The 16,317-nt window shown below is 69.3% G+C and carries 12 protein-coding genes; 8 read left to right on the forward strand and 4 right to left on the reverse strand.

Features of this window, described 5'->3' with window-relative positions:
• Positions 1-66 precede the first annotated feature (66 nt).
• Positions 67-1,377, forward strand: a complete 1,311-nt coding sequence (locus ACWEEU_RS02425) for an MFS transporter (protein ID WP_451727634.1) — start codon at positions 67-69, stop codon at positions 1,375-1,377.
• Positions 1,378-1,421: 44 nt separating this feature from the next.
• Here the strand turns inward: ACWEEU_RS02425 and ACWEEU_RS02430 are convergent, their stop codons facing one another.
• Positions 1,422-2,888 (reverse strand): CCA tRNA nucleotidyltransferase, encoded by a 1,467-nt coding sequence (locus tag ACWEEU_RS02430; RefSeq protein WP_451727637.1) that lies wholly within the window; start codon positions 2,886-2,888, stop codon positions 1,422-1,424.
• A gap of 262 nt (positions 2,889-3,150) precedes the next feature.
• On the opposite strand from ACWEEU_RS02430, the gene ACWEEU_RS02435 reads away from it, so the two are divergent.
• The 7 genes from ACWEEU_RS02435 (at position 3,151) to trxA (ending at position 12,952) form a co-directional block, all read left to right on the forward strand.
• Positions 3,151-5,517, forward strand: coding sequence for a DUF6049 family protein (locus ACWEEU_RS02435; RefSeq protein ID WP_451727640.1), 2,367 nt, complete (start codon positions 3,151-3,153; stop codon positions 5,515-5,517).
• Between the two features lie 46 nt (positions 5,518-5,563).
• A complete protein-coding gene (gene murJ / locus ACWEEU_RS02440) occupies positions 5,564-7,825 on the forward strand; it encodes a murein biosynthesis integral membrane protein MurJ (RefSeq protein ID WP_451727643.1) in 2,262 nt (753 codons plus the stop codon).
• A gap of 117 nt (positions 7,826-7,942) precedes the next feature.
• Positions 7,943-9,643 carry a protein kinase family protein gene (locus ACWEEU_RS02445; protein ID WP_451727646.1) on the forward strand — a complete coding sequence of 567 codons (1,701 nt, stop codon included), beginning with the start codon at positions 7,943-7,945 and terminating at the stop codon, positions 9,641-9,643.
• Between the two features lie 134 nt (positions 9,644-9,777).
• Positions 9,778-10,551 (forward strand): RNA polymerase sigma factor SigM, encoded by a 774-nt coding sequence (sigM, locus tag ACWEEU_RS02450; RefSeq protein ID WP_451727649.1) that lies wholly within the window; start codon positions 9,778-9,780, stop codon positions 10,549-10,551.
• The gene (locus ACWEEU_RS02455) at positions 10,548-11,423 is read left to right on the forward strand and encodes an anti-sigma factor family protein (protein WP_451727652.1); all 876 of its coding nucleotides are present in this window, start codon (positions 10,548-10,550) and stop codon (positions 11,421-11,423) included. The genes sigM and ACWEEU_RS02455 overlap by 4 nt, the downstream gene beginning before the upstream one ends.
• A 182-nt stretch (positions 11,424-11,605) precedes the next feature.
• Entirely contained in the window at positions 11,606-12,577 is a 972-nt protein-coding gene (gene trxB, locus ACWEEU_RS02460) for a thioredoxin-disulfide reductase (RefSeq protein WP_199581607.1), read from the forward strand.
• 42 nt (positions 12,578-12,619) lie between these two features.
• A complete protein-coding gene (gene trxA / locus ACWEEU_RS02465; protein ID WP_451727655.1) occupies positions 12,620-12,952 on the forward strand; it encodes a thioredoxin in 333 nt (110 codons plus the stop codon).
• Positions 12,953-13,013: 61 nt separating this feature from the next.
• Here the strand turns inward: trxA and ACWEEU_RS02470 are convergent, their stop codons facing one another.
• The 3 genes from ACWEEU_RS02470 to ACWEEU_RS02480 form a co-directional block, all read right to left on the reverse strand.
• Complete coding sequence (locus ACWEEU_RS02470) at positions 13,014-13,631, reverse strand: GNAT family N-acetyltransferase (RefSeq protein WP_385739237.1); 618 nt, start codon at positions 13,629-13,631, stop codon at positions 13,014-13,016.
• A gap of 227 nt (positions 13,632-13,858) precedes the next feature.
• Entirely contained in the window at positions 13,859-14,947 is a 1,089-nt protein-coding gene (locus ACWEEU_RS02475) for a ParB/RepB/Spo0J family partition protein (RefSeq protein ID WP_385739234.1), read from the reverse strand.
• Positions 14,944-16,017: a ParA family protein gene (locus ACWEEU_RS02480; RefSeq protein WP_199581859.1), complete on the reverse strand. Its 1,074-nt coding sequence runs from the start codon at positions 16,015-16,017 to the stop codon at positions 14,944-14,946. Before ACWEEU_RS02480 ends, ACWEEU_RS02475 begins: the two co-directional genes overlap by 4 nt.
• Positions 16,018-16,317 lie beyond the last annotated feature (300 nt).

The following is a 16,317-nucleotide window of genomic DNA, read 5'->3' on the forward strand; positions in this document are numbered from 1 at the left end:
GCCAGGGCGAGGAAGGTCCCCGGGGTCGTCTCCCGGGGACCTTCCGCATGTGTGAGGCTGTCTCCCATGCCCGTCGCCCAGGACCTGCACCGGTTGCTGCGGGTACCGGACTTCCGGCGCCTGCTGGGTGTCCGTCTGCTCTCCCAAGGCGCCGACGGTGTCTATCAGGTGGCCCTCGCCACCTACGTTGTCTTCTCCCCCGAACGGCAGACCTCGGCCGCGGCGATCGCCTCGGCGATGGCGGTACTGCTGCTTCCGTACTCCCTGGTCGGTCCCTTTGCCGGGGTACTCCTCGACCGCTGGCGGCGACGGCAGGTGTTCGTTTACGGCAACGCGTTGCGCGCCCTTCTGGCAGTCGCCACCACACTACTGATGGTCACTCAGGCACCCGGTTGGCTCTTCTACGCCTCCGCGCTGTGCGTCACGGCCGTCAACCGGTTCGTCCTCGCGGGGCTGTCGGCCGCGCTGCCGCGCGTGGTGGACACGGAACGTCTGGTGCTGGCCAACTCGCTCTCCCCGACCGCCGGGACACTCGCCGCGACCGCGGGTGGCGGTCTCGCCTTCGTCATACGCATGGCGGGCCCGGACTCGGACGCCACCGTGGTGCTGACGGGCGCGATCCTCTATCTGTGCGCGGGTCTCACCGCCCTGAGTCTGCCGCCCGACCGGCTCGGCCCCGACCGGGCACCGGCCCACCCTCGCCTGCGTGCCGCGCTCGTGGACACCGCACGCGACCTGGCCGCCGCCGTCCGGTACCTCTCCGCCCCCGAACGCCGTGCCGCGGCGTGGGCACTCACCTCGATGACCCTGATGCGCTTCTGCTACGGCGCGCTGCTCGTTCTGCTGCTCATGCTGTGCCGGTACGGCCTCGCCACGACACCACGCGAGGGTCTCGGCCTGCTCGGTCTGGCACTGGCACTGTCGGGTGGGGGCTTCTTCGTGGCGGCGGTGATCACTCCATGGGCAACGGGGCGGCTCGGCCCGGGGCGCTGGATCGCGGTGTGCGCGGGCGCAGCTGCGGTGCTGGAGCCGTCCCTCGGGCTTCCCTTCGCCGCCGTACCGCTGATGATCGCGGCCTTCGTGCTGGGTCTGACCACCCAAGGCGCCAAGATCGCCACGGACACGGTCGTGCAGGAGTCCGTCGAGGACGGCTACCGGGGCCGGGTTTTCTCCGTCTACGACGTCCTCTTCAACATCGCTTTCGTCGGGGCCGCCGCAGCCGCCGCCCTGATCCTCCCGGCGGACGGACGCTCACCGGCGCTGGCGATCCTCGTCGCCGGCCTCTACGGCGGGGTTGCCGTGTCGATGTACCGAGCCCCCTGGCACCCGGACGGCACGAGGGGCGGTGTTTCACGTGAAACACCGCCCCTGCGTTGAACCGTGGTCCGCGTTTCACGTGAAACAGGGACGCTCGACCGACCTCAGTTCTGGCCGGCCCACCACTCCTTGAGGGACGCCACCGCCGCCTCGTGCTCCATCGGACCGTTCTCCAGCCGCAGCTCCAGCAGGAACTTGTACGCCTGACCGATGACGGGACCGGGCCCGACGCCGAGGATCTCCATGATCTGGTTACCGTCGAGGTCCGGGCGGATCGCGTCCAGCTCCTCCTGCTCCTGAAGCTGGGCGATGCGCTCTTCCAGGCCGTCGTAGGCCCGGGACAGCGCGGCGGCCCGGCGCTTGTTCCGCGTGGTGCAGTCGGAGCGGGTCAGCTTGTGCAGACGCTCCAGCAGCGGGCCCGCGTCACGGACGTAGCGGCGCACGGCCGAGTCCGTCCACTCGCCGGTGCCGTAGCCGTGGAAGCGCAGGTGCAGCTCGACGAGCTGCGAGACGTCCTTGACCAGCTCGTTCGAGTACTTCAGGGCCGTCATGCGCTTTTTGGTCATCTTCGCGCCGACCACCTCGTGGTGGTGGAAGGAGACGCGGCCGTCCTTCTCGAAACGGCGCGTGCGCGGCTTGCCGATGTCGTGCAGCAGGGCGGCCAGCCGCAGCGTGAGGTCGGGGCCGTTCTCCTCCAGCGCGATCGCCTGCTCCAGCACGATCAACGTGTGGTCGTAGACGTCCTTGTGCCGGTGGTGCTCGTCACGCTCCAGGCGCAGCGCCGGAAGCTCGGGCAGGACGTACTCGGCGAGGCCCGTGTCGACCAGGAGGGTCAGGCCCTTGCGCGGGTGGGCCGAGAGGATCAGCTTGTTCAGCTCGTCCCGGACGCGCTCGGCCGAGACGATCTCGATGCGCCCGGCCATCTCCGTCATCGCGGTGACCACACCGGGGTCCACCTCGAAGTCCAACTGCGCGGCGAACCTGGCCGCCCGCATCATGCGCAGCGGATCGTCCGAGAAGGACTCCTCGGGGGTGCCAGGGGTGCGCAGCACGCGGGCGGCGAGATCCTTCAGGCCGCCGTGCGGGTCGATGAACTCCTTCTCCGGCAGCGCGACGGCCATCGCGTTGACCGTGAAGTCGCGGCGGACCAGGTCCTCCTCGATGGAGTCGCCGTACGACACCTCGGGCTTGCGCGAGGTGCGGTCGTACGCCTCAGACCGGTAGGTGGTGATCTCGATCTGGAAGCGCCGGTCAATGTCGCCGACGCGGGCGTCCTTCTGCACGCCGACCGTGCCGAACGCGATCCCGACCTCCCATACGGCGTCCGCCCAGGGCCGGACGATCCGCAGGACGTCCTCGGGGCGCGCGTCGGTGGTGAAGTCCAGGTCGTTCCCGAGCCGGCCGAGCAGCGCGTCACGGACCGAGCCGCCCACCAGGGCGAGCGAGAACCCGGCCTCCTTGAAACGGCGGGCCAGGTCGTCGGCGACGGGAGCCACCCGCAGCAGCTCGCTCACCGCGCGCTGCTGCACCTGGCTCAGGGCAGCGGGAGTGTCTTCGTTGGGGTTCGGCACAACAGAAAAGGGTACGTGGCTCGGCCGACCGGCCGCGCCTCCTTAACCGGCGGCAGCCGTCGGCGACGGCGTCCGGCATACCCATACAAGGAGCAGTTCTTGCGGCGTACGCCACTGCTGCGCTCGATAGTGGATATAGGGGACAGGCCATCGCCGTACCCGATCTTGGAGAGCGGTCCGCGGCACTTCCCCTCAGCGGTCATCGTTACCATGCGGGGACGCACATTCCGACGACCACTGACGACGAGAGACGGGTTAGCGCGTGGCCGAGGCGGCAGACTTCCAGGGGACCAGTGCCTCACCTGCCCGCCGGTGGCTCCGGCGCACCGGGGCGCTGCTCGCGGGCGCGCCGCTGGTGGCCGGGCTGCTCCAGTTCTCCGCCGCGTCGCCCGCACAGGCCGCGTCGTCGGACTCGGTCTCCGTGGCGCTGGACTCGCTCAGCCCCAGCGCGCCGACGGACGGCGACACCGTGACCGTGTCCGGCACCGTCACGAACAACGGCAAGCAGACCGTGACCGGCGCCCACGTCGGCGTACGGCTGGGTTCGCTGCTGAACACGCGCTCGGCGATCGAGGCGATCGCCCGGCATCCGCACTCCCTGCAGGGCGGCACCGGGACCGAGGTCGGCGGCAAGTACACGGAGAAGTTCCCCAAGCTCATCCCGGGGATCGCCGAGCACTTCAGCATCTCCGTCCCGGTGGACAAACTCGACCTCAAGAGCGACGGCGTCTACACGTTCGGGGTCGCCGTGTCCGGCCAGACCCCCGCGCGCCCCTGGGACCAGGTGCTCGGTGTCGAGCGGACCTTCCTGCCCTGGCAGCCCTCGGATGCGGACTCCACCACCAAGACCACGTTCCTGTGGCCCCTGATCTCCTCCGTCCGCATGACCGCACGCACCGGTGCGGGCGAATCGCAGACGCCGGTGTTCCGCGACGACGAGCTGGCCAAGGAGATCGCGCCCGGCGGGCGTCTCGCGCAGATGGTGGAGCTGGGCAAAGACCTCGACATCACGTGGGTGATCGACCCCGACCTGCTGGCCTCCGTGGAGGCCATGGCGAAGGGTTACCGGATCGACGCGCCCGGCGACACCACCACGCCCGGCCCCCGCGAGCACCAGCAGATCGCCCGGCAGTGGCTGGCGGACCTCCAGAAGGCCGTCACGGGCGAGGAAGTCGTCGCGCTGCCCTTCGGCGATCCGGACCTGGCCTCGCTCGCCCACACCGGCACCAGCGTCACGGGCTCGCTCAGCCACCTCAAGGACGCGACCGACGTCGCCGCAACGACCGTGAAGACCGTGCTCCATGTCACGCCGAGCACCGAGTTCTCCTGGCCCGTCGAGGGCGCCGTGGACCCGTCGATCATGAAGGTCGCCACCTCCGCCGGCGCGGACCGGGTGATCGCCCGCAGTGACAGCCTCCGCGAGAACTCGGGGTTGTCCTACACGCCGTCGGCCGCCCGCCCGGTCGGCGGCGGCACCACCGCGGTGGTCGCCGACGCCCGGCTGTCCACGGCCTTCGAGGGCGATCTGACCAGGGCGGACTCCACCACGCTCGCCGTGCAGGAGTTCCTGGCCCAGAGCCTTGAGGTGAACGCGCAGACGGACAAGCAGCGCAGCATCGTGGTGGCCCCGCAGCGGACGCCCACCGCGAGCCAGGCCCAGGCGATGGCCACGGCGCTGACGGCGCTCGAGAGCGGCACCTGGTCCGACGCCCAGGACCTGAGCGCGGCGGCCAAGGTCAAGCCCGACCCGAACGCCACCACACGCATCCCCTCCACCTCCGCCTACCCCTCCTCGCTGCGCAGGCAGGAGCTGCCGAAGTCGGCCTTCGAGCAGATCGCGCGCACGCAGGACAAGCTGGACAACTTCCAGGTGATCCTCTCGGACCAGTCCCGCGTGGTCACGCCGTTCGGGCTGGCCATAGACCGCGGGATGTCCACGTCGTGGCGGGGCCACCGTGCCGACGGGGACAGCTTCCGCGGCGGCGTGGAGGGCTGGCTCGACGACCTCGCGGACCAGGTCAAACTGATCGACAAGTCGGAGACCAAGCTCTCCGGGCGCAGCGCGACCATCCCGGTCACGGTGCAGAACAACCTCGTCCAGCCCGTCGGTCACCTGTATCTGCGGCTCACCTCGACCATGCCGACCCGCCTGAAGATCGGCGGCAAGGCGTACTACGAGCAGCGCGTCGACGTCTCCGGCGGCCACAGCCAGTCCGTCAAGTTCACCACCTCGGCCAACGCCAACGGCCGCGTCGGCGTCATCGCGCAGCTCTACACCGAGGACGGCCAGGAGTACGGCGACCCCGTCAACTTCGACGTGAAGGTCACCGAGGTCACGCCCACCGTGATGCTGGTCATCGGCGGCGGTGTGCTCCTGCTGGTGCTCGCCGGGTTCCGGATGTACACCCAGCGCAAGCGCGCGGCGGCCCGTCGGGCCGAGCAGGAGGGCACGGCCGAGGACGGTGCCGACGACGCGCCCGAGCAGCCCGGCACCCCCGAGGACAGTCCCGCTGCGGAGCCCGCCTCCCCGTCCGTGACGGACACGCCGGACCAGCCGAGTGACCCTTCACCGGACACCGCACCGGAAAGCACCGACCCGTCCGGCACGGGTGAGAGAGTGGACCGTTGAGCGATGTCGTGGCCGGTGTGGCCCGGGACGATGAGGTGGGGTAACCATGAACGCGCCGTACGACGGTGACCGCGGCCGGGGCGCCGCCGACTCGGGCCATCCCGAGACGTCGCCCGAGCCGGGCCAGGTGCCGCCGCAGCCCGCGGCGGACATGTACCTCCAGGACGCCTACGCCCAAGACCCCTACCGGGAGCACGACCTGTCCGCCCAGGATCCGGTCGCCGAGGCGCTCTACGACCGCGCCGCGCACCCGCCGCCCCCGCCGGGCACCTACGAGCGGCCGCTGTACGCCCAGCCCTCCCAGTCGCCGTACGCGCCCGACCCCCGTGTGTGGGCCAACACCCCGGCGCCCGAGCCCGACGGCGACGCCACCCAGCACCTGCCCTACGGCGACAATCCGCGCACGACCCAGTTCGTGGGCGTGGACGACCTGGTCTCGCACTCCGGCGAGGAATACCACGAGCCGGACGCCTTCGCGCATCTGCTGAAGGACCAGCAGCACGGCGGCGCCGCAGCGGCCACGGGCGCACGGACCGCCGCCGGACCGTCGGCGCCCGGCCAGGCCGGACCTGGCGGCACGCGGCCTCCCGCACCCGGGAACCGCACGCAGCCGCCGGCCCCCGTGCCCGGGCCCTCGGGGCCCGCCGAGGGTCCTTCGGCCCCCGCCCCGGCAGCCGCGCCCAAGAAGGGCGGCCTGCTCAGTTCCAGCGCCGTCATGGCGGCCGGCACGATGGTCTCCCGCCTCACCGGCTTCGTCCGCTCCGCACTGATCGTCTCCGCGCTGGGCCTGGGCTTCCTGGGCGACTCCTTCCAGGTCGCCTACCAGCTCCCGACGATGATCTACATCCTCACCGTCGGCGGCGGCCTGAACTCGGTCTTCGTGCCCCAGCTCGTGCGGGCCATGAAGGAGGACGAGGACGGCGGCGAGGCGTTCGCCAACCGGCTGCTGACCCTCGTGATGGTGGCGCTCGCCGTGCTCACGGGCGCCGCGATGTTCGCCGCCCCCCTCCTGGTCCGCCTGCTGTCGGACTCGGTCGCGACCAACCCGGCGGCCGACGACGTTGCGGTCACCTTCACCCGTTACTTCCTGCCCTCGATCTTCTTCATGGGCATCCACGTGGTGATGGGGCAGATCCTCAACGCGCGCGGAAAATTCGGCGCGATGATGTGGACCCCGGTGCTGAACAACATCGTCATCATCGTGACGCTCGGCACCTTCATCTGGGTCTACGGCACCTCGGCCAACTCCCACATGACCGTCGCCAACATCCCGGTGGAGGGCCAGCGGCTGCTCGGCATCGGTGTGCTGCTCGGTCTCGTCGTGCAGGCACTGGCGATGATCCCCTACCTGCGTGAGACGGGCTTCCGTATCCGCCCGCGCTTCGACTGGAAGGGCCATGGCCTGGGCAAGGCCGCGATGCTCGCCAAGTGGACGGTCCTCTTCGTGCTCGCCAACCAGGCCGGCGCGATGATCGTGACCCAGCTCTCCACCGCGGCGGGCGAGGACTCGGACGCCAAGGGCACCGGCTTCGCCGCCTACGCCAACGCCCAGCTCATCTGGGGCCTGCCGCAGGCCATCATCACGGTGTCCCTGATGGCCGCGCTCCTGCCGCGCATCTCGCGCTCGGCCGCCGAGGGCGACGCCGGCGCGGTCCGCGACGACATCTCGCAGGGCTTGCGGACGACGGCCGTGGCCATCGTGCCCATCGCCTTCGGCTTCCTGGCGCTCGGCATCCCGATGTGCACGCTGATCTTCGGCTCCTCGGGCACCGGCGCGGCCACCAACATGGGCTACATGCTGATGGCCTTCGGCCTGGGCCTGATCCCGTACTCGGTGCAGTACGTCGTCCTGCGCGCCTTCTACGCCTACGAGGACACCAGGACGCCCTTCTACAACACCGTCATCGTCGCGGTGGTCAACGCGGGCGCCTCGGCTCTCTGCTTCGTCCTGCTGCCGTCCCGCTGGGCGGTCGCGGGCATGGCGGCCGCGTACGGTCTCGCCTACGCCATCGGTGTCGGTGTCGCCTGGCGGCGGCTGCGCAAGCGCCTGGGCGGCGATCTGGACGGCTCCCGGGTGCTGCGTACCTACGCCCGGCTCGGCATCGCCTCGGTGCCGGCGGCCCTCCTCAGCGGTGCGGCCTGCTACGGCATCGGGCACACTCTGGGCCAGGGCGTGTTCGGATCCTTCGTAGCGCTCGTGGTCGGTGGTGCGGTATTGCTTGGGATCTTCTTCGTCGCCGCGAGGAGGATGCGGATCGAGGAACTCAACTCGCTCGTGGGGATGGTCCGCGGGCGTCTGGGACGCTGAGGCGGGGTAGGCGCACAACCATCGTCCGTCGCCGCGTGTCGTGCATAGCGGCGGACTGTGGGCACAATTGGTTTCGGCGTCGGACAGCGTGCAACGGATGGGGAGGCAGGGACGACGGTGGCGGAACGGAGCACGGCTGCCGTCGACGTGGCAGACAACAGTGGCGAGCAGCCACTGACCGCCAAGGCGGGCCAGTCCACGTCCGACGGGACGGCCAAGAACCCGGAGCTGGACACGGACAGCACCGAGGCACAGGGGAGCAGCGCAACGGAAACCATCGGAACCACGCCCGCGCCCCCGGACCTGCACAGCGGTCACAAGCTCGCCAGACGCTACCGTCTCGAGGAGTGCGTCACCCGTCTGGACGGATTCAGCAGTTGGCGCGCGGTCGACGAGAAACTTCGTCGCGCCGTCGGCGTGCACATCCTGCCGGCCCAGCACCCTCGGGCCCGTTCCGTCCTGGCCGCGGCCCGCGCGGCGGCACTCCTGGGTGACCCGCGGTTCGTCCAGGTCCTCGACGCGGTCGAGGAGGACGACCTCGTCTACGTCGTGCACGAGTGGCTCCCCGACGCCACCGAGCTGACCACGCTGCTCGCCAACGGCCCGCTGGAGCCGCACGACGGCTACCAGATGGCCAGTCAGATCGCTTCCGCCATGGCGGCGGCGCACCGTGACGGCCTGGCCCATCTGCGGCTGAACCCCAACGCCGTGCTGCGCACCTCCAGCGGGCAGTGGCGCATCCGCGGACTGGCCGTGAACGCGGCGCTGCGCGGCATCTCCTCCGACACCCCGCAGCGCACGGACACCGAGGCGATCGGTGCGCTGCTGTACGCGGCGCTGACGCAGCGCTGGCCGTACGAGAGCGACGCCTACGGCCTCACCGGCCTGCCCAAGGACGTGGGCCTCGTCGCACCCGACCAGGTACGCGCGGGCGTCCACCGGGGGCTGTCCGAGCTGGCGATGCGGGCGCTCGTCAACGACGGTGCCACCGCCTCCCGGCACGAGTCCCCGTGCACCACGCCGGAGGAACTGGTCAAGGCGATCGGCGAGATGCCCCGCATCCGCCCGCCGGAGCCCGCGTTCACCGCCCCGCCGGAGTACCAGCGCACCACGTACCAGCAGGGCACGTATGGGCGCCCGGCGCCCTACCCCGGTGTGACTCAGCCGCTCACCGCCCCGCCATCCCCCCTGCAAAGCCGCACCGGCAAGGCCTTGAAATGGGCTGTCTCAGCCCTCCTTATCGCGGCCCTGGGCTTGGGTAGCTGGCAGTTGGCGGACGCCCTGATGGACCGGGGGGATAAGCCGAAGGACACCAACAAGTCGAAAACGACAGACGGTGGCGACAAGGGGACTAAGAAGCTGACGGTCGGTGCCCCAATCGCCATCCAAGGCGCCCGCGACTTCGACCCGTTCAGCGCGGACCACTCCGAGAAGCCCAACAGCGTCAAGAACGTATACGACAACAGCCTGGCCACTTACTGGCAGACCGACTTCTACTTGAGTCCAAAATTCGGAAACCTGAAGCCGGGCGTCGGTGTCATCCTCGACCTCGGCAAGGTTCAGCAGGTCGGAAAAGCGACCGTTTCATTCGTGGGGGACACCTCGGTCGAACTCCGTGCTGCGAAGCCGGATGAGGGTTCGGAACCGACGTCGTTCGACGCCTACAGCCGTACCGCTGAAGGCTCGGGCACAACCGTGAGTCTCAAGCCCGAGAAGCCCATCACTACGCGGTACATCCTCGTGTGGCTGACTCAACTGCCCGCAGATAGCACGGGCAGTTGGCGGGGCCGCGTGACCGATATCAAGGTGACCAGCTGAAAGGCGCACTGATTCACAGACCAGGCAGGCGCAAGCCCTCTAACAAGGTGATCTGCCATCACTGGAATGTTGACACTACTTTCGCCTAGTTCTCCATACCGCATGAGGCGAACCGCTCCGGGTTCGAGGTATATGTGAATCACGCGTCCGCCGATGACAGCTTCCAGTCCCTCGAATCTGACGAGGTTCTTCTCGCCCAGCACGTGGACGGCGACCCCGATGCCTTCGGCGAGCTGGTCCGGAGGCATCGGGACCGGCTCTGGGCCGTGGCCCTGCGGACGCTGGGGGACCGGGAGGAAGCCGCGGACGCGGTCCAGGACGCGCTGGTCTCGGCCTACCGGGCCGCGCACACCTTCCGGGGCCAGTCGGCTGTCACGACCTGGCTGCACCGCATCACGGTGAACGCCTGCCTGGACCGCGCCCGCAAGACCGCCTCCCGGAGGACGGCTCCGATGGACGACACCGAGCGGCTGGAACAGTTGCTGGAGCCGCACGAGTCCGCCTCCGCCCCGGCCGAACGGAACGACCTGCACCGGCAGCTCATCCAGGCGCTGGGGACGCTCCCGAAGGAGCAGCGCGCCGCGCTGATTCTGGTGGACATGCAGGGCTATCCGGTGGCCGAGGCCGCGCGCATTCTCGACGTGCCCACGGGGACGGTGAAGAGCCGTTGTGCCCGGGGCCGCGCCAGACTTCTTCCGCTGCTCACCCATCTGCGTTCCGACGCCCCGGGTGAGGGGAAAGAACCCGCGTCAGGACGGAACCGGGTGCACGGGGCATCCGTCCCACCTGCGACAGATTCTCCGGGTGACGACTCACGGAGCGGTGACGCCTCACGGAGCGGTGACGGGTCACAGGACACAGGACCGAGCGATTCGGCCGTCGTGAAGGGCGGAGGTGGACGGGCATGACGTCCTTGACAGACACGGCCGGACATCCGGACGTCACCGAGCTTTCCGACCTCGCCGAAGGCATCCTCGCGCCGACCCGCAGCGCAGACGTCCGTCGGCATCTGGAGGGCTGCGAGCCGTGCGCCGACATGCAGGCATCCCTGGAGGAGATCCGGACACTGCTGGGCAGTGTGCCGGAGCCGTCTCCTATGCCGCAGGACGTCGCGGACCGAATCGACGCCGCCCTGGCCGCCGAAGCGGAAGCCCCGCCGCATGTTTCACGTGAAACCGAGAAGCAGGTTTCACGTGAAACAACGGCACCGGGCCGCCCCACTGGGCGTCCGTCCGCCGCCACCGGTCCCGGACGCAAGGAGCGCGGCCGCAGTCGCCGCCGGACCGTCGCTCTTGGCGCCGTCCTCACCGCTGCCGTAGTGGGAGCCGGTTCGTTGCTCCTGCAGTCGCTCGGCAACGACTCCCCCAACACCTCCGCCCGCACCAAGCCCGCCCCGGCCGTCACCACGTTCTCCGGGGCCAGCGTGCAGAGCCAGGTGAAAGGTCTCCTCACCGCGCAGAAGGGGCTTCAGCGAGGAACGCAGCGGCCGCACGAGGAGAGTGCGACGCTGTCGCCCGGCGGCCCGACGCAGAGCGCGAACACTCTGATCCAGACCGCCGTCCCGGTGCCCTACTGCGTACGGCAGGCGGTGGACTCCCGCAACGACGTCCTCGCCGCCAAGACAGGCACATACGCCGGGAAGAAGGCCTATCTGGTCGTGCTCCCCGACACCGCGGACGGCACGCGGGTTCTCGTCTATGTCGTGGACGCCTCTTGCACCGTGCACCGGCCCGCGTCCTCCGGCAACGTCCTGTTGAAGCAGTCCCTACCACGCAACTGAGGCGCCACAGGCGTCGTTCGGTCCCCTGCGGTCATCCGGAGAGTAGATGCCTCCCCGTGCCGCCTCCGTGTGCCCAGACAACGGGGGAATGCGCGGCCCGTAGGATCGGTTGGGTGGGGTGAGAGTCCCGAAAGGGGCTCTCACCGGTCGACTGACACAGACCAGAGACGAGGAAACAAGCCGTGAGCGACGTCCGTAACGTGATCATCATCGGCTCCGGGCCCGCAGGCTACACGGCGGCGCTCTACACAGCGCGCGCGTCCCTGAAGCCTCTGGTGTTCGAAGGCGCCGTCACCGCCGGTGGCGCGCTGATGAACACCACCGAGGTGGAGAACTACCCGGGCTTCCCGAGCGGCATCATGGGCCCCGACCTGATGGACAACATGCGGGCACAGGCCGAGCGCTTCGGCGCCGAGCTGATCCCGGACGACATCGTGTCGGTCGACCTGACCGGTGAGATCAAGACCGTCACCGACACCTCGGGCACGGTCCACCGCGCGAAGGCCGTCATCGTCGCCACCGGCTCGCAGCACCGCAAGCTCGCGCTGCCGAACGAGGACGCTCTGTCGGGTCGCGGCGTCTCCTGGTGCGCCACCTGTGACGGCTTCTTCTTCCGGGACCAGGACATCGCCGTGATCGGCGGCGGCGACACCGCGATGGAGGAGGCCACCTTCCTCTCGCGGTTCGCCAAGTCCGTGACGATCGTCCACCGCCGTGACACCCTGCGCGCCTCCAAGGCGATGCAGGAGCGTGCCTTCAACGACCCGAAGATCAAGTTCGCCTGGGACAGCGAGGTCGTGGAGATCCTCGGCGAGCAGAAGCTCACCGGTCTCAAGCTCCGCAACGTCAAGACGGGCGAGGTCTCGGAGCTTCCCGTCACTGGTCTGTTCATCGCCATCGGCCACGACCCGCGCACCGAGCTGTTCAAGGGACAGCTCGACCTGGACGCGGAGGGTTACCTGAAGGTCGCCGCTCCCTCGACCCGGACCAACGTGCCCGGCGTCTTCGCCGCGGGCGATGTCGTCGACCACACCTACCGTCAGGCGATCACCGCGGCCGGCACCGGCTGTGCTTCCGCCCTCGACGCCGAGCGCTACCTGGCCGCGCTGCTGGACACCGACCAGGCCGAGCCCGAGAAGACCGCGGCCGTCTGACATCCCCACCCCCACCGTACGAGCAGAGAAGAGGAGCCCGCTGTGGCCGGCAACCTGAAGACCGTGACCGATGACAACTTCGAGCAGGACGTGCTGAAGAGCGACAAGCCCGTCCTGGTGGACTTCTGGGCCGACTGGTGCGGTCCGTGCCGCCAGATCGCTCCGTCCCTCGAGGCCATCGCCGCCGAGTACGGCGACAAGATCGAGATCGTCAAGCTCAACATCGACGAGAACCCGAACACGGCCGCCAAGTACGGCGTCATGTCCATCCCGACCCTGAACGTCTACCAGGGTGGCGATGTCGTCAAGACGATCGTCGGCGCCAAGCCGAAGGCCATGCTCGTGCGCGACCTCGAAGAGTTCATCGCCGAGTGACGTTTCACGTGAAACACGAAGGGGCCGGCCCTGATGAGGGTCGGCCCCTTCGTGCATCCCGCTACAAAGGCCGGAGCGCGGGCTCCTTCTGTACAGCCCCCAGCAACCGGTCGATGGCCATCTCCACGTCTTCCTTCCAGGACAGCGTCGAACGCAGCTCCAGCCGCAGCCGAGGATGCTGCGGGTGCTGCCGTACCGTCTTGAAGCCGACCGCGAGGAGATGGTCCACGGGGAGCAGACAGGCCGGTTCCTTCCAGCGGGTGTCGCCGAAGGCCTCGATGGCCCTGAAGCCGCGCCTCAGCAGATCCTTGGCGACCGCCTGGACCAGTGTCCGACCGAGCCCCTGTCCCTGATAGCCGGGCAGCACGAACGCGGTGATCAGCTGTACGGCGTCCGGCGAGACCGGACTGGTGGGGAACGCCCCCGAGCGCGGCACATAGGCGGGCGGCGCGTAGAGCACGAAGCCCACCGGCACGTCGTCCACGTAGACGGTGCGGCCGCACGAGCCCCAGTCGAGCAGGACGGCGGAGATCCATGCCTCCTTCTCGCCCGCGGCCGTCCCCGCCTTCACCGCGGCTTCTCCGCTGACGGGGTCCAGTTCCCAGAAGACGCACGAGCGACAGCGCTGGGGCAGGTCCTTGAGGTTGTCCAGCGTGAGCGGTACGAGCCGACGCCCCATGAAGGCTGTTCCTCGCTTCCTAAGGCCGTGCATCGCGAGCGGCTGTCAGAGCGCTCCGTCTCCTGAGCAGCCCACCGGCGAGTCCGCCGACCGCTGCGCCATACCCGTTCGCATCGTATCCACGAAGCGATTCCCTCGATACCGGCTCAAAGCAAAGAGCGGACCGTGTTCCGGTACACACCGGACACGATCCGCTCCCGCGCTGTCGTCGGTCGGGCCGCCGTGGGTCAGGCGTCCTGGCCCTCGTCCTCCTGGAGACCCGTGGAGAGCAGGGGCCCCTCGCCCGGGGCGAGCGTGCCAAGGATGCGCTCCAGGTCCTCGACCGAGGCGAACTCGACGGTGATCTTGCCCTTCTTCTGCCCGAGGTCCACCTTCACCCGGGTCTCGAAGCGGTCCGACAGCCGTGTGGCCAGATCGCTGAGGGCGGGAGACACCAGGGCTCCGGCGCGCGGACCCTTGGAGCGTGAGGTCTTCTGCGGCCGCGAGCCCATCAGGGTCACGATCTCTTCCACCGCACGCACCGACAGCCCCTCGGCCACGATCCGGTGCGCCAGGCGGTCCTGCTCCTCGGAGTCCTCGACGGACAGCAGCGCCCGGGCGTGACCGGCCGAGAGCACTCCGGCCGCGACCCGCTTCTGCACGGTCGGCGAGAGGCGCAGCAGACGGAGGGTATTGGAGATCTGCGGGCGGGATCGCCCGATCCGGTCGGCCAACTGGTCGTGGGTGCAGTTGAAGTCTTTGAGCAACTGATCGTAGGCGTGTGCCTCTTCGATCGGGTTGAGCTGAGCGCGGTGCAGGTTCTCCAGCAGGGCGTCCAGGAGAAGCTTCTCGTCCTCCGTGGCGCGGACGATCGCCGGGATCGCCTCCAGGCCCGCCTTGCGGCTGGCGCGCCAGCGGCGCTCACCCATGATCAGCTCGTAGCGGTCCCCTCCCAGCTCGCGCACGACGACGGGCTGGAGGAGCCCGACCTCCTGGATGGAGGTCACCAGCTCGCGCAGCGCGTCCTCGTCGAAGATCTCACGGGGCTGACGCGGGTTGGGCGTGATGGAGTCGAGCGGGATCTCCGCGAAGTAGGCGCCCATCGGCGGGGCAGGCAGCTCCGCCACCGGGTTCGCAGCTGAATCCTCGGGCTCCTGCGCGGGCCCCGGCACGGTGGGCGACTCGGCGACTCCCCGGTCGGCCGTCAGCAGCGGAGCCGCAGCGGGAGACGCGGGTGCCGCGCTGCCCAGCGCACTGGACGCCAGGGTCTTCTCGGTCGGGGCAGCGGGAATCAGTGCGGCGAGACCACGACCCAGCCCCCTCCGTCGTTCGTTCACTGTGACCCCTCCACCATGTTCCGGTCGTTCTGGGTGCCGACATGGGCGTGGGTCGGGTCGTAACCGATTCCCGCACCCCTCAGCGCGATCTCTCGGGCCGCCTCAAGGTAGGAGAGGGCCCCACTCGAACCTGGATCGTAGGTCAGTACCGTCTGCCCGTAGCTGGGGGCCTCGGAGATACGGACCGAACGCGGAATGCTCGTCCGCAGAACCTCGTCACCGAAGTGGGTACGGACCTCTTCGGCGACCTGGGAGGCGAGACGGGTCCGGCCGTCGTACATCGTCAGCAGGATGGTCGACACATGCAGTGTCGGGTTGAGGTGACCCCGCACCAGATCGACGTTGCGCAGCAACTGTCCCAGGCCCTCCAGCGCGTAGTACTCGCACTGGATGGGGATGAGGACCTCCTGGCCGGCGACGAGCGCATTGACCGTCAACAGGCCCAGCGACGGCGGGCAGTCGATGAGGATGTAGTCCAACGGCTGTTCGTACGCCTGGATCGCGCGCTGGAGTCGGCTCTCGCGCGCCACCAGGGACACCAACTCGATCTCCGCACCGGCGAGATCGATGGTGGCCGGGGCGCAGAACAGACCCTCGACGTCCGGGACCGGCTGGACGACCTCGGAGAGCGGTCGGCTCTCCACCAAGACGTCGTAGATGGACGGCACTTCCGCGTGGTGATCGATCCCCAGTGCCGTGGACGCGTTGCCCTGTGGGTCGAGGTCGACCACCAGGACCCGGCCGCCGTGCAGCGCCAGGGAAGCGGCAAGGTTGACGGTGGTCGTCGTCTTGCCCACGCCTCCCTTCTGGTTGGCCACCACGATGACGCGGGTCTGCTCGGGCCTCGGCAGGCCCTCTCCGGCGCGGCTGAGGGCCTCCGCCGCTAGCTGGGCAGCGCGACCGATGGGAGTGTCGTCCATCGGGGGCGGTGTTTCACGTGAAACATCTGCCCCCATCGACTCGGTTCGGGGACCGGGGACCGGATCGGTCATCGGTCCCGCGATATTGGCGTCGGACCGCACGGATTCACTCTCCTCGACTTCAGGCTCGCAATGAACAGAGCCTCCCATGCCTTCGGTGCCGCGAACCAGTGAGCCCTGGCCTTCTGTGGAGAAATCCACCTCTGTGGACACCTGCGATACCTCTCCCAGTGAACCGAGCGGCTTCCGGTCCCTGGGTTCGGCCGCAGCATGACTCCGGCCGATGATGCCGTGCAGCAGTGAGCGACGTTTCACGTGAAACACGATGCACAGCCACGGCGACCGGGTCCTCGCGACACTCCGGCCCGCCCGGCTTTGGCAGCTTGTGTGGAGTACGCCGCCCGAACACGACAGATGGGGTGCGCTCCGGGTTCTCCGTCCCGGGGCACA

The sequence above is a fragment of the Streptomyces sp. NPDC005004 genome, assembly GCF_053600675.1.